This window comes from Herminiimonas sp., from assembly GCF_030655415.1.
Genome location: NZ_JAURVN010000015.1, coordinates 172,095 through 191,922, shown reverse-complemented (window position 1 = coordinate 191,922; position 19,828 = coordinate 172,095). Strand labels below are relative to the sequence as shown.

General features: G+C 51.3%; 21 protein-coding genes and 1 riboswitch. Of the genes, 12 read left to right on the top strand and 9 right to left on the bottom strand.

Going from position 1 to position 19,828, the window contains the following annotated elements:
- The first annotated feature begins 107 nt into the window (after nt 1-107).
- A complete protein-coding gene (locus Q7T66_RS14480) occupies nt 108-392 on the top strand; it encodes an EF-hand domain-containing protein (protein WP_304933943.1) in 285 nt (94 codons plus the stop codon).
- Nucleotides 393-651: 259 nt separating this feature from the next.
- Nucleotides 652-1,785: an ABC transporter substrate-binding protein gene (locus Q7T66_RS14485; protein ID WP_304933942.1), complete on the top strand. Its 1,134-nt coding sequence runs from the start codon at nt 652-654 to the stop codon at nt 1,783-1,785.
- Nucleotides 1,786-1,804: 19 nt separating this feature from the next.
- Here Q7T66_RS14485 and Q7T66_RS14490 read toward each other — a convergent pair whose 3' ends face one another.
- The 3 genes from Q7T66_RS14490 to Q7T66_RS14500 all read right to left on the bottom strand — a co-directional run bounded on the left by Q7T66_RS14490 (nt 1,805) and on the right by Q7T66_RS14500 (nt 5,817).
- On the bottom strand, nt 1,805-3,049 hold the full coding sequence (locus Q7T66_RS14490; RefSeq protein ID WP_304933941.1) for a multifunctional CCA addition/repair protein: 1,245 nt from the start codon (nt 3,047-3,049) through the stop codon (nt 1,805-1,807).
- Nucleotides 3,050-3,075: 26 nt separating this feature from the next.
- On the bottom strand, nt 3,076-3,789 hold the full coding sequence (locus Q7T66_RS14495; protein WP_304933940.1) for a glutathione S-transferase family protein: 714 nt from the start codon (nt 3,787-3,789) through the stop codon (nt 3,076-3,078).
- Nucleotides 3,790-3,867: 78 nt separating this feature from the next.
- Nucleotides 3,868-5,817: a lytic transglycosylase domain-containing protein gene (locus Q7T66_RS14500; RefSeq protein ID WP_304933996.1), complete on the bottom strand. Its 1,950-nt coding sequence runs from the start codon at nt 5,815-5,817 to the stop codon at nt 3,868-3,870.
- Nucleotides 5,818-5,932: 115 nt separating this feature from the next.
- On the opposite strand from Q7T66_RS14500, the gene Q7T66_RS14505 reads away from it, so the two are divergent.
- Entirely contained in the window at nt 5,933-6,478 is a 546-nt protein-coding gene (locus tag Q7T66_RS14505; protein ID WP_304933939.1) for a 5-formyltetrahydrofolate cyclo-ligase, read from the top strand.
- A 62-nt stretch (nt 6,479-6,540) separates the two neighbouring features.
- Here the strand turns inward: Q7T66_RS14505 and metF are convergent, their stop codons facing one another.
- The 5 genes from metF to metK form a co-directional block, all read right to left on the bottom strand.
- The gene (gene metF, locus Q7T66_RS14510; RefSeq protein ID WP_304933938.1) at nt 6,541-7,392 is read right to left on the bottom strand and encodes a methylenetetrahydrofolate reductase [NAD(P)H]; all 852 of its coding nucleotides are present in this window, start codon (nt 7,390-7,392) and stop codon (nt 6,541-6,543) included.
- The gene (locus tag Q7T66_RS14515; protein WP_304933937.1) at nt 7,389-7,733 is read right to left on the bottom strand and encodes a phage holin family protein; all 345 of its coding nucleotides are present in this window, start codon (nt 7,731-7,733) and stop codon (nt 7,389-7,391) included. Before Q7T66_RS14515 ends, metF begins: the two co-directional genes overlap by 4 nt.
- Before the next feature lie 164 nt (nt 7,734-7,897).
- The gene (gene ahcY, locus Q7T66_RS14520; protein ID WP_304933936.1) at nt 7,898-9,322 is read right to left on the bottom strand and encodes an adenosylhomocysteinase; all 1,425 of its coding nucleotides are present in this window, start codon (nt 9,320-9,322) and stop codon (nt 7,898-7,900) included.
- Nucleotides 9,323-9,364: 42 nt separating this feature from the next.
- Nucleotides 9,365-9,443: riboswitch (S-adenosyl-L-homocysteine riboswitch) on the bottom strand.
- 52 nt (nt 9,444-9,495) lie between these two features.
- Nucleotides 9,496-10,425, bottom strand: coding sequence for a M14 family zinc carboxypeptidase (locus tag Q7T66_RS14525; protein ID WP_304933935.1), 930 nt, complete (start codon nt 10,423-10,425; stop codon nt 9,496-9,498).
- Between the two features lie 75 nt (nt 10,426-10,500).
- Complete coding sequence (gene metK, locus Q7T66_RS14530) at nt 10,501-11,664, bottom strand: methionine adenosyltransferase (protein WP_112990751.1); 1,164 nt, start codon at nt 11,662-11,664, stop codon at nt 10,501-10,503.
- A gap of 190 nt (nt 11,665-11,854) precedes the next feature.
- On the opposite strand from metK, the gene Q7T66_RS14535 reads away from it, so the two are divergent.
- The 7 genes from Q7T66_RS14535 (at nt 11,855) to Q7T66_RS14565 (ending at nt 18,117) form a co-directional block, all read left to right on the top strand.
- The gene (locus Q7T66_RS14535) at nt 11,855-12,727 is read left to right on the top strand and encodes a lysophospholipid acyltransferase family protein (protein WP_304933934.1); all 873 of its coding nucleotides are present in this window, start codon (nt 11,855-11,857) and stop codon (nt 12,725-12,727) included.
- Nucleotides 12,724-13,623, top strand: a complete 900-nt coding sequence (locus Q7T66_RS14540; protein ID WP_304933933.1) for a lipid A biosynthesis acyltransferase — start codon at nt 12,724-12,726, stop codon at nt 13,621-13,623. The genes Q7T66_RS14535 and Q7T66_RS14540 overlap by 4 nt, the downstream gene beginning before the upstream one ends.
- 68 nt (nt 13,624-13,691) lie before the next feature.
- Entirely contained in the window at nt 13,692-14,543 is an 852-nt protein-coding gene (gene dapF / locus Q7T66_RS14545) for a diaminopimelate epimerase (protein ID WP_304933932.1), read from the top strand.
- A 148-nt stretch (nt 14,544-14,691) separates the two neighbouring features.
- Nucleotides 14,692-15,360, top strand: coding sequence for a DUF484 family protein (locus Q7T66_RS14550; protein ID WP_304933931.1), 669 nt, complete (start codon nt 14,692-14,694; stop codon nt 15,358-15,360).
- A gap of 8 nt (nt 15,361-15,368) precedes the next feature.
- Entirely contained in the window at nt 15,369-16,325 is a 957-nt protein-coding gene (gene xerC, locus Q7T66_RS14555; protein WP_304933930.1) for a tyrosine recombinase XerC, read from the top strand.
- A 125-nt stretch (nt 16,326-16,450) separates the two neighbouring features.
- On the top strand, nt 16,451-16,978 hold the full coding sequence (locus Q7T66_RS14560) for a Fur family transcriptional regulator (RefSeq protein WP_304933929.1): 528 nt from the start codon (nt 16,451-16,453) through the stop codon (nt 16,976-16,978).
- Between the two features lie 74 nt (nt 16,979-17,052).
- The gene (locus Q7T66_RS14565) at nt 17,053-18,117 is read left to right on the top strand and encodes a GTP-binding protein (protein WP_304933928.1); all 1,065 of its coding nucleotides are present in this window, start codon (nt 17,053-17,055) and stop codon (nt 18,115-18,117) included.
- Between the two features lie 95 nt (nt 18,118-18,212).
- On the opposite strand, the gene Q7T66_RS18050 is transcribed toward Q7T66_RS14565, so the two are convergent.
- Complete coding sequence (locus Q7T66_RS18050) at nt 18,213-18,689, bottom strand: hypothetical protein (RefSeq protein ID WP_370691655.1); 477 nt, start codon at nt 18,687-18,689, stop codon at nt 18,213-18,215.
- Nucleotides 18,690-18,750: 61 nt separating this feature from the next.
- On the opposite strand from Q7T66_RS18050, the gene dksA reads away from it, so the two are divergent.
- Together dksA and Q7T66_RS14575 are read left to right on the top strand one after the other, a co-directional pair.
- Nucleotides 18,751-19,203 carry an RNA polymerase-binding protein DksA gene (dksA, locus tag Q7T66_RS18045; RefSeq protein ID WP_370691654.1) on the top strand — a complete coding sequence of 151 codons (453 nt, stop codon included), beginning with the start codon at nt 18,751-18,753 and terminating at the stop codon, nt 19,201-19,203.
- A 222-nt stretch (nt 19,204-19,425) separates the two neighbouring features.
- On the top strand, nt 19,426-19,812 hold the full coding sequence (locus Q7T66_RS14575; RefSeq protein ID WP_304933926.1) for a hypothetical protein: 387 nt from the start codon (nt 19,426-19,428) through the stop codon (nt 19,810-19,812).
- The last annotated feature ends 16 nt before the right edge of the window (nt 19,813-19,828 follow it).

Here is a 19,828-nt window from a genome sequence, read left to right as displayed (position 1 = left end):
AATATCAAGTAGAAATGTAACAAGGCGTAAATGAATTGGCGTATCAGGCGGAATAACTTTTCAATACGCTTTGCAATCACGCTTCGTGCTTGCAAAGGGGAGCCACCATGAATACAAAATTAATCGCAATCGCCGCCGTTTTATTCTGCAATGTTGCATTTTCGCAACCAGCTGCAGGAACAGACGTGCGCCGTGCCGCAGCCGAAAATACAGCAGCCCGTAATACAGCAGCGGCGCAGAAAAGCATTACTAAATCACAAGCCAAAGCAGCGAAATTGGTGCGTGTCGTGGAAAATTTTGAAAGAATCGACACCAACAAGGATGGCCTCGTAAGCCGCCAGGAATTACGCCTATACGCGCTCTCCACCCGTCGTCATGTGCCGATGACCTGATTCAGGTCTGCTTTAACGTCTTTGCTTGCTGCTTGTTTGGCGGCAAGGCCGCTTATTCCATAAGCCGCTGGTTTTACCCTCGCTTACGCGAAAATCTTCTATACGCAAGCCTCCCCGATTATCAAAAATACATGCTGCACCCCAGCATCACTGATTGAAAAATCAGTTGCTGTAACTCGTCTATGGCATTCTTAGGCACGATCACAAAACGAGCCAGAAACGCATCACTGCGTAAATGTGGCCACCTAGGGGAGACAACATGTTTGGTTCTTTGCGTGTATTAATTGTCGGTCTGATTTCTGCAGGTTTTTTCTGCCAGGTTTATGCAGAAGATGGCGTGACCGATACCAAAATTTTGATCGGTCAAACGATAGGTCTGACCGGCACCATTGCAGCGCCGGTTAAAGAAATGAATGAAGGCGCAAACGCCTACATCACCAGCGTGAATAGTCGCGGTGGCGTTAATGGTCGAAAGATCGAGTTACTCACACTTGACGACAAATTCGACGCCAAACTGGCGGCCACCAATGCTGAAACCCTGGTGAAGAAGGAGCATGTATTTGCTCTATTCCAGAATCGCGGCACACCACTGACAGAAGCGATGCTGCCTATACTCGCCGCAAACAGAGTGCCACTGATTGCGCCCAGTACCGGCGCGACGATTTTTCATTTCCCGGTAAATCCTTTGATTTTCAACGTGCGCGCAAAGTATCAGGATGAAGTGAAAAAAGGCGTCGAACATTTCACTACTATCGGAGCCACCAAAATCGGCTTGTTGCATGTCGATGATTCGTTTGGTAAAGACGGATTGGCAGGCTTTGTCAGCGCAATGAATGATCGCAGCTTGATTCCCGCCGTCATTACCTCGTTCCCGCGTGTCAAACCAGATTTCGCAGCGACCGTAGATGCCATCGTCAAGGCAAATCCAAATGCCTTGATCATCGTTAGCTCATCCGCTCACACAGTTGAACTCATCAAGGCCATCCGCGCAAAAGGCAGCATGGTGCAGATCATGACCTTGTCGAATAACTCTTCACAATCATTCGTGCAGGATTTGGGGCCAGCCGGTACCGGCGTGATCGTCTCGCAAATTACACCGGCACCAAATTCGTCCACAACAGGGCTGGGTAAAGAATTCATGGCGCTTGCCAAAGCCAGCAACATCACCATGTCGTACGCAGCGATGGAAGGCTTCGTGGCCGCCAAGGTGTTGGTGGAAGGATTGAAACGCGCTGGCCGAAATCTGACACGCGACGGCTTCGTACGTGCAATGGAATCGATGCAGAAATTTGATCTGGGTGGTTTGATGATCAGCTACACCGCTACCGATCACACGGGTAGCGAGTTCGTCGAGATGACGATGATCACCAAAGACGGTCGCTTCATCCGCTAAAAATGAGCTCGCTGCGCGATTAGATCGAGGTCTTTATTTCATCGATCGCGGCAGCCACTGCCTTCACCCGCGCCTCACGAATCGCTTCGGGAATACGACCGGCTTGATCCGGATAACGCTGCTGCGTCAGCGCGGCAACCTCACCGCCATTGACCGTTTGCGCAGCGCTTAATGCCTTTTGCAAATAAGCATTTTGTGGAAACGGTTTTTCTTCAAAGCCTGTGCGGCCACGATGGTCGCATTCAGATGCCTGCAACATATCAATGAATCGTTGCGGCTTGCGGAAAGCATCGCAACGTTCGAACAGCGTCACGATGGTCGCAGCGCGCAGTTCTAAAGCTCGGCCGATATTGCCATGTTCACGCGCAGTCATCAGCGCCAGATCGCGACAATCATTCGGAATTTTCAAACGCTGGCAAACTGCATCGACCAGCTTTGCGCTATGCATTTCGTGGGCATGATGCTTGGGCCACAGCTCCGGCGGAGTCACACCCTTTCCCAGATCATGCAGTAACGCAGCACACCGTATTGGCAACGATAGATTTTGTCGTGCGGCGTAATCGACCACCATCATCACATGCACGCCAGTATCGATTTCAGGATGATGCAATGCTGGTTGCGGTACGCCCCACAAGATATCCAGCTCCGGCAAGATACGCTTCAAAGCTCCGCAATCACGCAATACCGCAAACATGCGCGAAGGCTGTTGCTCCATCAAACCGCGCGCCAGTTCTTGCCATACGCGCTCGGGCACCAAGGCATCAACCTCGCCGGCGGCAACCATTTCCTGCATCAAGGTATTGGTTTCCGCTGCAACCGAAAACTGTGGAAAGCGCGCCGCAAAACGGGCCACGCGAAGTATGCGCACAGGGTCTTCTGCAAACGCCGGCGATACATGCCGGAAAATATGTTGCGCAAGATCCTGCTTGCCGTTGAAGGGATCAACAATGACGCCATCTGCATCTTTGGCCATCGCATTAACGGTCAGATCGCGACGGATTAAATCTTCTTCCAGCGTGACCTCAGCATCGGTATGAAATACGAAGCCGTTGTAGCCAGGTGCCGTCTTGCGTTCGGTGCGCGCCAGTGCATATTCTGCGTGCGTAACAGGATGAAGAAATACGGGGAAATCCTTGCCGACTGGCGTGTAGCCTTGCGCGATCATCTGCTCCGGCGTAGCGCCGACCACCACGTAATCGCGATCCTTGACGGCGACGCCAAGCAACTCATCCCGCACTGCGCCGCCAACGATATAGGTTTTCATTTCAGGGCTATGCGATTCGAATGGGATTAGTCGGGATAGACGTCGTATTTTTCAATATGCGCCGTTTCTGCCAGCGCACCGCTTATCCATTGCGCGACGGCCGGATGCGCAGCAACGCGTTCAACATAGGCGTCGAGTGCAGGGCCGAGTACGACTTCATAAGTACGGAAGCGCATGACTACCGGTGCAAAGTAAGCGTCAGCTATCGAGAACTCGCCGAACAAAAATTCGCTAGGGCCGGACAAGGCAAGACAGGTTTCCCAGATCTCGCTGATGCGCCCGATATCGGCTTGCGCATCGATCGTGCGACCTTTGCCAGGAAACTTGGCTCGTATATTCATCCACATCGCCGAACGCACACCGGTAAAACCAGAATGCATTTCCGCACAAATCGAACGTGCCAACGCGCGCGCCGCGACATCCTCTGGCCACATTTTCTTTTCAGGAAATTGCTCCGCCAGATATTCGCAAATCGCCAGCGAATCCCAAATCGTGGTTTCACCCGCCAGCAAAATTGGTACGCGACCAGCGGATGAATAATGTGCAATCTGTGCTGTCGTATCAGAACGATCCAGCAGCAGAGAAATTTCCTGGAATGGAATATTGAATGCAGTCATCGCGACCCATGGGCGCATGGACCACGACGAATAATTTTTATTCGCGATCACGAGCTTGAGGCCACTCTTTTCGGCATTGCCAAGCGTTTGCGAAAGCGTAGGATCAAGTTCTGTGGTTTGCATAAATGTGGGCGAGAAAAATATTCGTGATCGGATGATGTATGTTCCGGCATCCAAGATGCCGGAACAGGTAATTCGCTTTTACGGCAAATCGGTTGGCACAAAAGAAGCCGGTGCCACAGTACCTAAGCGCGCTTTCAATGACTGCGGTTTGCCTTCGAACATCGCCGCATAATAAGTCGCATTCGATAAAACTTTTTTCACATAGTCGCGCGTTTCAGAAAACGGAATCGACTCGGCAAAAATTGCACCCTCGACTTGGCGCGGCAGAGTCGAACGCCATGAACGTGGACGTCCAGGACCTGCGTTATAGGCCGCTGTTGCCATGGTTTGCGAACCCTCAAGATCGGTCAGCACCATATTCAGATAGCTAGTACCGAGCAAAATATTCGTTTCGATTTCATTCACTTGAGTATGTGCAAAATCTGTCATGCCGATTTTTTTTGCGACATACTTTGCGGTGGCTGGCATCAGTTGCATCAAACCCGAAGCGCCTACATGCGAGCGCGCATTCATGATGAAACGCGACTCTTGCCGAATCAGGCCGTAGACCCAAGCCATTTCCATCCCTTGACGTTGCGTATTGGCACGCATGATGTCGCGATACGGTGTTGGGAAACGTTGCGTGAAATCGAACTCGGCCTTGGTGCGGTCTGAGGTGTTGACCATACGATCCAGCACATCGCTGCGACGCGCGAATTCTGCCGCGGCCAAGAGCTGTCTATCATTCATCTTGCGCAGTTCCCAGTTCCACTCGCGATAGCCTTCGAAACGCAAATCCAGGTCGAAGAACTTAAGTGCGCGACGAAAGCCCGCATTGGTCACCATAGGTGCGATCTCTTCATCTGTAACCGGTAATGCGCGTGGTGGCACCGTGATTTTTTGACCCAGTTCTTCCAATGACAACTGACCATAAAAATTGGTTTGTGGTGCTAGCAACTGAAAGCGCGCATTTGCCGCTTCGATCTTGCCATCCTCGCGCAAGGCACGCGCCAGCCAATAAGTCCACGCTGCATCATCACGCAAAGATGCAGGCATCGCTTCGATACCAGATTGCACCAACTTCCAGTCACCGGCCCGTAAGGCTGCGCGGATTTTCCATTGATGCGCTTCCAGCGATAGCGGTGCGTTGCCAGCCTTGCGCCAGTATTGAACTGCTTCCGGCGCCAGCTTCATCGATGCTTGATAAGCAATTTGCGCCCATGCAAATGCTTCCTGCTTTTTGCTCAACAACAAAGTATTGTTCGACAATACATCGGCAGCTTGTGCCGGATTGTTTCTGGCGATACGCCCCAAAGCAACGACATACACTTCATGGCGTACACGACGGAATCCAACGCCACGTGCAACGATGGATGCAGGTTTATCCATAGCGGCGACCAGTGAGCCGTCTTCAATGCCGGTCAATGGTACAAAGCGGCGCACATAATCAGTGGAACCGGTATCGGATGCGAGGCGGATCTGCGCCCACAAATCATCTTCATCAAACTGTTTGGTTTCCATCAAGGTTGTAATCAATGCGATACAGCCTTCGCCAAAATCCTTGGGAACGTTCAGCAAGGCGCGCGCTTCATCGGCGACTTTAATGCCCTTTAATGCTTTCGACATCAAGGCATAGCATTTCACTTGCGTATCGTCATTCAACTGAAATTGCGGATACTGTTCATCGAAAGTGACCCAGTCGCGCTTTCTGCCGAGATCAAGCAACCAGTCATTGCGCAAACGATCAGCAATCGCGCTACCGTTATAGCGCGCCAAATAAGCTTGCAACTCGGCTGGTGAAGCATCCTTGAGACGCGCTTTCAGTTGATAATAATCAACGTAGGATGGAATCGGATAATTGCCCAGATTGGCTGCAATATCAGCAGCACGACCGGCATCATTACGGCGAGAAGCATCGCGCAATGCCAGAAAAGCATCGTCATCACTGGCAAAACCTGCTGAGCGTTTTTGCGCATGCGCAGCCGGCAAAAGACATGCCGCCGACATCGCGACCATCACAATACGAGAAAATAATTTATTCGAAAGCATCAATTTCATAACCCTTTTTTTGACCCGCTTATACTGTGCATAGCTGCTAGCAGCGCGATACACATCAACGATAACTAGAATAGCACGCGATTCCTTCAAATCCTTAGCCTATCCCATGCAAAACAAGAGCGAATTACGACAACTTTTACTCACAGCGCGCAATGCAATCTCTGCCGAGCAAAAACTGCTTTGGGATAAGCAACTAGGTGAAAAAATCATGGCATGGTGGTCTATACACCGGGTGCACAGCCTCGGCGTGTATTGGCCTATGCGCGGCGAACCTGATCTGAATGCGGCTTATGCAATGCTCACCGAACTAGGCGTGCAACTCGCATTGCCCGTAGTTGTGAGTGACAATGCACCGTTAAAGTTCTATCCATGGACGCCGGGCGATGCTGTGATCAAGGATAGATATGGCGCGGCGGTACCGACAGAGCTGCATACGGAACTGTTGCCGCAAGCCTTGCTCATCCCTTGCGTGGGCTTCAATCCGCAACGCTTTCGTCTGGGTTACGGCGGCGGTTTTTATGATCGGACCTTGGCCACACTACCGCGACCACAGACGATAGGCGTCGCCTACGCAAATGCGGAAACCACGTTTGCAGCGGATCCATATGACGTTGCGCTGGATATGGTGATGACGCCATCGACAACGTTTTAAAATAATCAGATATAAAAAAAGCCGCATACGCGGCTTTTTCTTTTTGCATCTATACGTTCAAATTATTTCTGTGACAAGTTCAAACGACTCCAGATCGCGTGCGTAGCGGCAGCCTGATTCAAGGTGTAGAAATGCAAACCTGGCGCACCACCAGCTAACAAACGCTCGCACAAATCCGTCACGACATCCAAACCAAATGCCTTGATCGAATCGGTGTCGTCGTTGTAACTAGCCAGCTTCAAACGTATCCAGCGTGGGATTTCTGCGCCGCACATATCCGAGAAACGCATCAGTTGCGTGTAATTGGTAATCGGCATAATGCCAGCCGTTACCGGTATGTCGGCACCTGCTTTACGCGCATCCTCAACAAAACGGAAGTAAGCATCCGCATTGTAGAAATATTGCGTGATCGCAGAGTTGGCACCGGCCTTGACCTTGCGCGCAAAGCTGGCGATATCGTCACTTGGCGACTTGGCCTGCGGATGCATTTCCGGATAAGCGCCTACTTCGATATGGAACCAATCGCCAGTTTCAGCGCGTATGAATTCGACCAGTTCATTCGCGTAATGAAATTCGCTGGAAGATGCATCCATCGCGCCATAACCACTAGGCAAATCTCCACGCAAGGCAACGATGCGCTTGATGTCATGCGATTTGTATTCCTGCAAAATCGAGCGCAGGCTTTCACGCGAACTACCGAGGCAGGAAAGATGCGGTGCGGCGTCGTGACCTGCGCCACGAATTTCCAATACCGTATCAAGCGTACCGTGTTGCGTCGAACCACCAGCACCGAAGGTGACCGAAAAATACTTGGGATTCAGTTCGGCCAGCTTGGCGCACGTGACGCGCAATTTTTCCACGCCGACCGGAGTCTTGGGCGGAAAAAATTCTATGCTGAAATTCTGTTGTTTCATTTTTCTTTAAGTATGAGCGCGGACAATATCCACGAGATGACGCTATACAAAATCGCTCCGCCCACCGCCGACCAAAAACCGGCAACGTGGAAGCCGCCCACCATTTGCGAGACTGCCCAGAACATCAAACCATTGATGACGAAGATAAACAAACCCAGCGTCAAAAAGGTGACCGGCAAAGTCAGCAAAACAAGTATGGGACGTATCAGTGCGTTCACCAATCCCAGCACCAGCGCAGCAATAATCGCCGTGCCTACGCTGTCGACCGTGATCGACGACATCAGATAAGGGAGCGCAAACAGCGCCGCTGCATTGATTGCCCAGATTAACAATAAGCGCATGTGATTTCTCCTCAAATATTATTCAGGGAATGGCCGCGCCATCATCAAGATGATGAATGGAACGACACGACAACACCTATCAAACATTTGCTCTAAAGCAGCGATGCTTACACAGCAAGCCTGACGCAATTAGTCAGGCTGCTGTGATTTTCTATTACAGTTTCTTAGTAACGATAGTGCTCTGGCTTGTACGGACCAACTTGCGCAACGCCAATGTAATCAGCTTGCTCAGTGGTCAGTGTCGTCAATTGTGCATTGAGTTTTTTCAATTGCAAACGGGCGACTTTTTCATCCAGATGTTTAGGCAAAGTGTAGACGCCGACTGGATAATTCTTGGTGTTGGCATACAACTCGATTTGCGCGATCGTTTGATTAGCGAACGACGAGCTCATCACGTACGAAGGATGGCCAGTACCGCAACCCAGATTTACCAAACGGCCTTCAGCCAGCAAGATGATGCGTTTGCCGTCAGGGAAAATCACGTGATCAACTTGCGGCTTGATGTTATCCCATGTGTATTGTTTCAACGCAGCGACTTCGATTTCATTGTCGAAGTGACCGATGTTGCAGACAATCGCCTGGTCTTTCATCTTCTTCATGTGATCGTGTGTGATGACATGATAGTTGCCGGTGCAAGTAACGAAGATGTCGCCGTGCTCAACCGCGTAATCCATCGTCACAACGCGATAACCTTCCATCGCTGCCTGCAATGCGCAGATAGGATCGATTTCGGTCACCCAGACTTGTGCCGACAATGCGCGCATCGCTTGAGCTGAACCTTTGCCGACGTCACCGTAACCGGCGATGACTGCAACTTTACCGGCGATCATGACGTCGGTCGCGCGTTTGATACCGTCGACCAGCGATTCACGGCAGCCGTACAGATTGTCGAACTTGGATTTGGTAACTGAATCGTTGACATTGATCGCTGGGAAAGCCAATTTGCCGTCTTTATGCATTTGATACAAACGATGCACACCGGTGGTGGTTTCTTCAGTCACGCCGAGGATTTCTGGCAGACGTTTCGAATACCAGCTTGCATCGATGGCCAGATGTTTTTTGATCGAATTGAACAGGCAGATTTCTTCTTCCGAACCTGGGTTGTTCAAAACAGATATATCTTTTTCAGCACGGGTACCGAGATGCAACAACAAGGTTGCATCGCCGCCATCATCCAGAATCATGTTCGAATAAACCGGTGCGCCTTTAGCGTCGTTCGGCCATTCAAAAATGCGGTGCGTATATTCCCAGTAGTCATCTAGCGTTTCGCCTTTGACAGCGAATACAGCTGTGCCGGCAGCAGCGATTGCAGCAGCTGCATGATCTTGTGTCGAATAGATATTGCACGATGCCCAACGCACTTGTGCGCCCAGTGCTTCCAGCGTCTGGATCAACACGGCGGTTTGAATCGTCATGTGGATAGAACCGGTGATGCGTGCGCCTTTCAAAGGCTGTGCAGCGGCGAATTCTTCGCGAATTGCCATCAAACCAGGCATTTCGGTTTCGGCGATTTTGATTTCCTTGTCACCCCAAACAGACAGGGACAAGTCGGCGATAACGTAATCGGTGAATTTAGTAGAGGTAGTCATTGGCTGCGGCGTTTATCACGCCCTCCTTTCGTTAGAAAAAAAGAAACGTGAGCGCAGTTGCTGGTGTTGACCGCATCAAGCCTGGTAGATCGAGAGATCTATCGCAACGCTCCTTGATGCGGCTGCTATTTTAAACGAAAAATTGATTCGCGACCATGCTCGACTCCGGGAATTTACTTTTTGGGCGCAGTCGTGTCAGGTAGCGAAACCGAGTGCACGCCGGGCGCAGTTGACTGGGATTCAACATTTTCCTTGATCCAGCCCAGCATATCTATCCAGATACGCCTGACCTCAGCTTCAGGCGGCATTTTTTGTGCATTCGGCAATTCTATCGTGATCACCGGCACGTTCTTGTGCACGCCGCTGTAATTGCCCAACGATCCGGGATAAACACCAACGCGATTCAGTAACAAGCGGCCGAACTTGCGTGGCGGCTGCGCCGGACCATCGAAATCCAGTACGCCAAAAGGCGCATGCACCGAGATAATTACATCCGGTTTGAAGGCGTGCATTTCATCCTCAACCCAACGACTTTCCGGCTCTGACAAAGGTGAATTGCCGGGAAAACGACGCGGATCAGCACGCGTGCGTGCTTGCCAATATTTAGGCGCTTCCTTGTCCCAATCAGGTGTTGGGAAATTGCGATTCAGATCGACGCCGTTGGCGTTCATACGCATGGCTTTTTTCGCCAGCAGACCATCAGGATTCACCACCGGCATAATGCGCCAATCTATGCGCTGCGCCGCCGGGCCGTTCATGCTATCTACCCAGCGATACACGATCGCTGCCGACGTTAGTTCATCGCCGTGTATGCCTCCCATCAGCAGCACGCGCAAAGGCGGTTTCTTTTTATTGCGATTGAGTGCAGGCACATCTTTGGCGAGCAAGGGAAAACCTTGTAGCGAATAACGTCCAGTCGGGACGAAGCCGCCTTTCACACACATGGCTTTGTTGACAGTCGGCATGCGTGTAATCAAGCGATCGCACAATTCGCCAGACTTCGAGGCAACTGCGTTTTCAGCATGCGTGGAAAACGGCAAGGCCAGCGTGCATACCGTCGCCATGAAAATAGTCCACTTACCAATCAAGCTTGAAACGCGCATCGAGAAACCTTGAAAAGAAAAAAAGCCGGCCAACCCGACAGGGTTGATCCGGCTACGCACAATTAAAGACTGAAATTAAAGTCCTGCTGCTGCGCGCAATGCTGCTGCCTTGTCGGTACGTTCCCAGGTGAACTCTGGTTCTTCGCGACCGAAGTGACCGTAGGCTGCAGTTTTTTGATAAATCGGACGCAACAGATCCAGCATTTGCACGATGCCTTTTGGACGCAGGTCGAAATGCTCGAGCACCAATTGCGCGATTTTTTCATCGCTGATTTTGCCTGTACCAAATGTTGTGACCATCACCGAGGTTGGTTTAGCCACGCCAATTGCGTACGAAATCTGAATCTGCGCGCGCTCTGCCAAACCAGCTGCGACAATATTTTTCGCAACATAACGGCCAGCGTAAGCAGCGGAACGATCGACCTTCGATGGATCCTTGCCGGAGAACGCGCCGCCACCGTGTGGAGCTGCGCCGCCGTAGGTGTCAACGATGATTTTACGACCGGTCAAACCGCAATCGCCTTGCGGACCGCCGATGACGAAACGACCTGTTGGATTGACCAGGAAACGTGTGTCTTTCAACCATTCAGCCGGTACGACAGGTTTGATGATGCTTTCAATGACAGCTTCTTCGATGTCTTTGTGTTGCATTTCTGGAGCGTGCTGCGTCGACAATACGATGGTGTCAATCGACACTGGACGGCCATCAACATAACGCAAGGTGACTTGCGATTTTGCATCCGGACGCAGCCATGGCAAACGACCATCTTTGCGCAATTCTGATTGGCGCTCAACGATGCGGTGCGCATAGTGAATCGCGGCCGGCATCAATTCTGCCGTTTCGTCGCAAGCATAACCAAACATCAAGCCTTGATCGCCAGCGCCTTGATCGAGATCAATACCTGCGCCTTCATCGACACCTTGTGCGATGTCTGGCGATTGCTTGTCGTATGCGACCAAAACTGCGCAGCTTTTGTAATCGATACCGTAATCAGCGTTGTCGTAACCGATACGCTTGATGGTTTGACGCGCGACTTCGATGTAATCGACGTTGGCAAACGTGGTGATTTCACCAGCCAAAACAACCAGGCCAGTGTTGCAAAGAGTTTCAGCCGCTACGCGCGCTTTTGGGTCTTGCTGGAAAATTGCATCGAGGATCGCGTCGGAGATTTGATCGGCAACCTTATCAGGGTGGCCTTCAGAGACGGATTCGGAGGTGAACAAAAAATCATTAGCCATCGCAGGGTCTTTCTATAGTTGGTTGGATGTCGCGGTCAACTAAGTGAGCCTGCGACGCTTTAGCGAAATTTATATACCGTCTCGCAAGTTGTCATTAACTCGGCGGTTGCTGCTTTGTGCTATTTTACGCCTCTTGAAATAAATCGGCAAAGTCTCTTGTGAGATAGGGTCGAATCCTCCAAAAAATCGCATGCTCGTCCTCACTTTCCGCCTGTTATCTTTTTTGCCTTTGCCACTTTTGCATGCAATTGGCAGCGCGCTCGGTTGGGCTGTTTATCTTTCCTCATCAAAATACCGTAGCCGCCTGCAAGAAAATATTCAACAAGCGGGTTTTGGCGAGCATTTATCGGCTGCCGTTGCCGAAGCCGGCAAGAACATGCTGGAGTTGCCCTTCGTCTGGTGCGCATCCCCACAGCGCGTACTCAAGTCTATTCAAGTCGACAATTGGAATGTGGTCGAAGCCGCACAAGAGGCCAAGCGCGGCATTATATTTTTGACGCCACATCTAGGTTGCTTTGAAATATCAGCCCAGGTTGCTGCCGCTAAATTGCCACTGACTGTTTTATATCGCCCGCCTAAGCAGGAAGCATTAAAGCCGCTGATCGAAGATGCGCGCACGCGCCACAATCTGTCTTTGGCTCCTGCAAATTTGAGCGGCGTACGCAGCCTGTTCAAAGTATTGAAACGTAACGGCGCCATCGGCTTGCTGCCGGACCAGGTCCCGCAAAATGGTGAAGGCGTGTGGGCTGATTTCTTTGGCAAACCTGCGTACACCATGACCTTGCCAGCCAAGATGCTGGAAATGACAGGCGCCGCGATGATATTGGCATTCGCCGAACGTCTGCCACGCGGCCAAGGTTATCGCTTGCATCTGCAGTCATTCACGATGAAAGCAGACCTCAGCCCTGAACAACAAGTACGCGCCATCAATGCCGCAATGGAAAAACTAATCGCGCTCTGCCCTGCACAATATTTCTGGAGCTATAACCATTACAAAGTGCCAGCTGGCGTTGCAGCTCCAAGTGAATCGCAAACCGCCAATCCAGACAAGGACCTCGCATGAGATTGATGGTCATCTTGATGTGGCTACTGCATTGGTTTCCCTTACCAGTGATTGCCCGTTTGGGCGAAGCCATCGGCAGTCTGCTGTTTGTTTACAAGAAAAAACGGCGCCGCATTACGCTGATTAATCTCGAATTATGTTTTCCTGAATGGACTGCAGAAGAACGCCAGCGCATTGCGAAAAAACATTTCCAGTATTACGCGCGCAGCGTGCTGGAACGCGGCATTTTGTGGTGGGGATCTGAAGCACGTTTGCGCAGATTGATCATAGTTGAACCCTCCGTACCGCTGGCTGAAATCAATGCCAGCCCGACTATTCTTTTGTGCCCGCATTTCGTCAGCCTGGATGTCGCCGGCGTCGCGGTGATGCTGGAATCTTCGTTGTGCTCTATCTATACACAACAATTGAATCCGGTCTTCGATGAAGTATTGCGCAAGGGCCGTTCGCGCTTTCGTCCGGTCAAATTATTTTCGCGCAGCGATGGCGTCAAACCCATTATCCGCGCCATGCGCGAACATCTGCCTTTCTTCATGTTGCCGGATATGGATTTTGGCGAGAAGGATGCAGAGTTCGTTCCTTTCTTCGGGATTCCCGCAGCTACGTTGACCGCTCCCGCGCGCATCGCGGCAGCAACTAATGCCAAAGTAATTCCGGTGGTCGCCACTTATTTGCCGAATTACCGCGGCTGGACTATCAAGTTTTACCCGGCTTGGGAAAACTTCCCGGGCGATGACGTCACCGCAGCGACGCGCACGATGAACGCATTCATCGAAGACCGCGCGCGTGAAGCGCCAGCCGAATATTTCTGGACACACAAGCGCTTCAAAACGCGTCCAGCAGGAGAAACCAGCTTCTACGAATCCATTACATCGGATGAAGTGCCTCCTGCTTACTAAGCAATGCATGAATGCGAATACGTGCAGGCATTTTTACCATGCACGGTCAGCGGCTTTATAATCGAAAAATGAAAATCAAATTCACAAAAATGCATGGCGCCGGCAACGATTTCGTTGTCATCGATGCCATCAATCAAGCCATCGATTTCACGCCAACGCAATGGCAATATCTGGCAGACCGTCGCTTTGGCGTCGGTGCCGATCAAATGCTGGTGGTCGAAAAACCGCAGGCAGCGGGCGTTGATTTTCGCTATCGGATCTATAACGCCGATGGCGGCGAAGTCGAGCAATGCGGTAACGGCGCGCGCGCTTTCGTCAAGTTTGTCACCGACAAAAAACTGACGAACAAACATGCGATCAAGGTAGAAACCATGTCCGGCATTATCGAGCCGCGGCTGGAAGCGAATGGTCAGATCACGGTTGATATGGGCCCGCCGATTTTGACGCCGGAAGACGTACCTTTCAACACCACCGATTTGCTCTGCAAAGCAGATGGCGACGAAACCTTGTGGCCGCTGGATATCAAAGGTGAGACCTACTGGATCGCTGCATTGTCTATGGGCAATCCGCATGCAGTGCAAGTTGTGGCCGATGTCGAAACCGCGCCGGTGCGCGAAGACGGCGTCTTGATCGAGCATCACCCGCGCTTTCCAAAACGCGTCAACGTAGGCTTCATGCAAGTCATCGACACCCATCAAATCAAATTGCGCGTGTTTGAACGTGGCGCCGGCGAAACATTGGCTTGCGGCACCGGCGCTTGTGCGGCGGTGGTTTCCGGCATTCGACGTGGCTTGTTGACATCACCAGTCAAGGTACAAACCCGCGGCGGTGAATTATCGATAGCATGGGCTGGCAGCTCATCGCCGGTCTTGCTGACCGGCCCGGCCGTCACGGTATTCGAAGGCGAAATCGAACTTTAGAATTCAACCTTAATCGACATCAGCAGAATTGCTTGCCAAGCGCCGATGTCGGTTAAAATCATCGCAAATTAGCCGAACATCGATCGCAAATCCGCACGATGTCGATTTGGCGCTTTTGCCCACAGTTTTCTCTATTCAAACAAGACACATGACATCTCCACTGGACTCCAACGCCGTTGCCGACTACTTGCTGAACACTCCGCATTTTTTTGAAGAACATGCTGAAGTATTGGCACAGGTAAAACTGTCTAGCCCACTCGGCGGCCGCACCTTGTCTTTGCAAGAACGACAAATGGATGTGATGCGCGAAAAGTTCAAGATCATGGAAATGCGCATGGCTGATTTGATCCGCATCGGCCAAGAGAACGATCAAATTTCACACAAGTTTCATGCATGGACGCGCTCGCTGTTATTAGCACGCAACGATGTCGATCTGCCGCACACATTGACGACCGGTTTGCAAAACGCGTTCTCTGTGCCGCACGTCACTTTACGTTTGTGGGGCGTGTCCGAAGAATTCGCACACACATGGTTTGCGGCGCCGGTTTCTGCAGATTCACGTTTGTTCTCGAACGGCTTGACCGTGCCTTTCTGCGGCAGCAACAACGATTTTGAAGCGGCTTCATGGTTGGAAGATGCGCCGTCAATTCAATCGCTGGCCTTGCTGCCTTTGCGTTTGGATGATGCGACTGAAGCCTTCGGTTTGCTGGTGCTCGGCTCATCCGATCCACATCGTTTCACTTCGGATATGGCGACTGACTTTTTGACCAACATTGGTCAAACCGCCAGCGCTGCGCTGTCGAGTTTGCTCGACTAAATCCCATCGTGAGCGTTGCAGGCAATCAGGCTTATCTGGATGGTTATCTCGATAACCTGATCAGCCAGCGACAATTGTCGCCGCTCACCGTCACCAGCTATAGACGCGATTTGCTTGAATTGCTCGCGCTGGCGACCGCAACTGACGGCACCGCATCTCTCTCAGCTGTCACTCATTTCCAGGTCAGAAAATTCGCCGCTCAATTACATGCGCATGGTTTGAACGCGCGCTCGATTGCACGCAAGCTTTCTGCATGGCGCGGCTTCTTCAACTGGCTATCTGAACAAAACGCGATTACGTCGAATCCGGTCGATGGCATCAAGGCACCGAAGCGCACCAAACCCTTGCCGAAAGCGTTGGCAGCCGACGATGCGGTGCGCCTGGTAGCAGAAACCAGTCCAGGGAAAAATGCAGACTCCGCGATGCAGCAATGCAATCACGCGATGTTTGAATTACTGTATTCCAGCGGCTTGCGCGTTTCAGAACTGGTCGGACTAGACTTTAGATATGCCAAGGAAAAAAACTACGTTTCCGCAGGCTGGATAGATTTCGATGCACACGAAGTCATGGTTACCGGCAAAGGTAACAAGATGCGCAGCGTGCCTATCGGGCAAGCGGCGATAGACGCACTCAAGTCATGGCTGGCGATACGCGACACCTTGGTAAAACTCGATCCACATCCGCTGTTCTTGAGTGAGCGTGGCACACGTGTGTCAGCGCGCGTGGTTCAACTGCGTCTGAAAGCGCATGCTCAGGCGGTTGGCTTACCTATGGATGTGCATCCGCATGTGCTGCGGCACTCTTTTGCTTCGCATGTTTTGCAATCATCCGGCGACTTGCGCGCTGTGCAGGAAATGCTAGGTCATGCGTCCATTTCAGCTACACAAATTTATACCTCGCTGGATTTTCAAAGACTGGCGCAGGTCTACGACGCGGCGCATCCACGCGCCAAGAAAAAGATCTAGCAAACATTCTGACAGGCCGGCGATACCGGCAACCCACCAAAGCCAGACTTTACAAGAAACAGGTATATTGCAACTCAATTGCAAATTGCGGCATAATCTGCGCATCACTTCATCACTGCATCATCATGAAAAAATCCACCGCTCCAGATTTGCTGGCATTGGCTGAAAGCCAGTTACGTACCACCTCAGTGCGCGCCACCGATGCACGCATCAAGGTGCTGGCCGCATTGCTGGGCGCGCGTTATGCTTTTTCGCATCAGGACATACAAGACACGCTGCTCGAGATGGACAGAGTCACGCTGTACCGCGCCCTGGATAGCCTGACCGACGCGGGATTGGCGCACAAGATCGCTGGCGATGATCGCGTGTTCCGCTATAACGCCGGCATGGAAGAAATCGCACACGGCAAACATCCGACGCAACAACATCAGCACGGTCACTTCAAATGTACGCGTTGCGCCAAGGTGTTTTGCATCGATAACGTCGATGAACAATTGCTGGCACCGGACGCTAAACAGAACATCAACCCATCGGCTGCAACCTTGCGCCAGCAATTACAAAAGGTTTTGCAAAGCACGCTGGGTAAAGGCTTTCAAAGCCACGAGATAGAACTGACCATCAAGGGGTTTTGCGCCGACTGCGCCGCACATTAAATACACAGTGGTAATTCAGCTCACGATTCAATAGCTCATTTGAACCAACGCTTTTAACGCAAGAATTAAAACTCATGGCACTCATTCCTACTACCATCCTGACCGGCTTTCTGGGCGCAGGCAAAACCACGCTGCTCAATCGCATTCTGCAAGAGCCACACGGCTTCAAGATTGCGGTGATTGAAAACGAATTCGGCCAGGAAAATATCGACAACGAAATCCTGGTGCAGGATGGCACCGAGCAAATCGTCGAGATGAACAATGGTTGCATTTGCTGCACCGTGCGTGGCGACTTGATCGTCGCACTGACTGCATTGGCGCAACGTCGTCGTGATGGTGAGCTGCAATTCGATCACGTCGTCATCGAAACCACAGGGCTCGCCAATCCCGGCCCGGTCGCGCAAACTTTTTTCATCGATGAAGAAGTAGCAGCCGACTATCTGGTCGATGCCATCATCACCGTGGTCGATGCCAAGCATGCGATGCACCAACTCGACACCTATGAAGAAGCACAACGCCAGGTAGGTTTCGCCGACAAATTGCTGTTATCCAAAACAGATCTGGTGAGCGCAGACGAATTAAAGATGTTGACCGAACGCATCAAACGCATCAATCCGCGTGCACCGATCAGCACTATCGATTTCGGCAAAGTAGTAATCGCTGACGTGCTGGACCTGCGCGGCTTCAACCTGAACGACAAACTGGAAATCGATCCCGACTTCATCGCGGCCGAAGAACATGCACACGATCACGAGCATCACGACCACTCCTGCGATGCCGCCTGCACTCACGATGGCGACGATGCGCACCATCATCATGACCACCATCACGGCCATCACAGCGATAACATCGCCGCTTTCGTATTCAAGAGCGACAGACCATTCAATACCGAGAAGCTGGATGAATTCCTCGGCGGTATCGTGCAGGTTTTCGGGCCGCGCATGTTGCGCTATAAAGGTGTCTTGTGGATGGATGGCGCTGACCGCAAAGTGGTCTTCCAAGGCGTGCACCAGATCATGGGCACCGACATAGGCGGCAAGTGGGGCGAGGATGAAATCCGCTCTAACAAAATGGTATTTATCGGACAGAATCTGCCAAAAGAAACTTTTATTTACGGATTGGAACAATGTTTGGTATAAACTAGCCCAGTTTTTAGCTCAGGATAGAGCGGCCGGGGCGATGCGAAAGGCATTAAATCGCACGCAGAGCACGATGGATCCGAGTGTGGGAAAGTTCATTGAGGATAAGGGACTATGAACGCAACCGTCACAAAATCTGCAAAAAGCGCAAAAAAAACTGCCACTAAAAAGGCCGTTACACCTGCTCGTTCCAAACCGGCAGCCAAAACGACCGCGGCGAAGTCAACTGCAAAGTCAGCGACAAAAACGCTCGCAGGGAAAATCGTCAAGGCACTGAAAAAGGCAGTCAAACCGGCGACCAAGCCTGCTGTTAAATCGGCAGCCAAGGCAGCAAAAAAAGCGCCAGCGAAGAGTGCGGTAAAATCCACCAAGGTCGCTGCAAAAACAAAAGTGGTGGCCAAGAAAACCGCCGCGGCAAAGAATGTGAAACCTGTAGCGAAACCTGCAGTCAAAGCAAAAGCTCCTGTTAAGGCAGTAGCGCAACCAATTAAGAAAGTTACTGCAAGCGCGACCAAGGCAATTGCGGTAACCGTAAAAAAAGACGCATCTCGGTCTGGAGCAGACAGCAGCAAAAAGGTCCTCTCCGCACCAGTAGATAAAATTGAACAACCTGTAGTTTCGAAAGTACGCGAAGTGGCAACTAAATCAAAAGCAACCCCTACCGCCGATAATGACGGCACCTTGTTATCCGAAGCGCAAATCATGAAGATGGGCGAAAAGGATTACATGAATGCTGCACAACTCGCATTCTTCAAAAATCGCCTCCAGCAACTTGAAAAAGATTTACTGAAAAACGCTGACGAAACCACTGAACATTTGCGTGAAACCGTACTCGTTCCGGATCCAGCTGATCGCGCAACGATTGAAGAAGAACACGCTTTGGAATTGCGTACGCGTGACCGCGAACGCAAGCTGCTGAAAAAAGTACAGCAATCGATCGCCAGTATCGACAGCGGCGACTATGGCTGGTGCGAAGAAACTGGCGAGCCTATCGGCGTCCCACGTTTGCTCGCACGTCCTACAGCAACTTTGTCGCTGGAAGCACAGCAACGTCGCGAATTGAAACAAAAATTGTATGGTGACTAATTCCAGCTGGAATTAATCGCGATTCATTTACAAACAAAGCGCGCGGCCCTCTATCCGCGCGCTTTGTTTTTTTGTAGAATGCAATTGTGTTGCAATATACGATTCACTGCATAGACGGTGAGGCATTAATCTTTGCCCGCCCTCGACTCGGTGCAAAGCTATGCTCTACTCTTCAGCGTATTTAGTCTGATGCAAACGTCCCGTAAATAAACGAGTGATTTTTTGAAACCTGCTTTTTCCTCCCGCACGCCAACAGCCACACGACTCTGCTTCGCTGCATTGTTGGTGATCGCTGTATTGTTCGCGCAATGGATGGGATTGCAGCATCGTATAGCACATGCGGACAGAGTAGATAATCACCACGCCTTGCAAACCGCCGTTCAAACATCGTCCGACTCAACGTCGGATTCAAGCACTGAATACGCAGGTGACAAGTCGCATTCCTGTACCTTGTTTGACGGCATGGCGCTGGCCGATAGCGCACCTGCACTTCCATTTATTCCTCTACTACAAACCAGCGTGCAAGTTCTGGCGCTGTGGGCTGCCCATGCTTCATGGGACGCGCCCTTCCTCTGTCATTTCTCTTCCCGCGCACCGCCAAACGCGTAACTGATTTTTTCCTGCT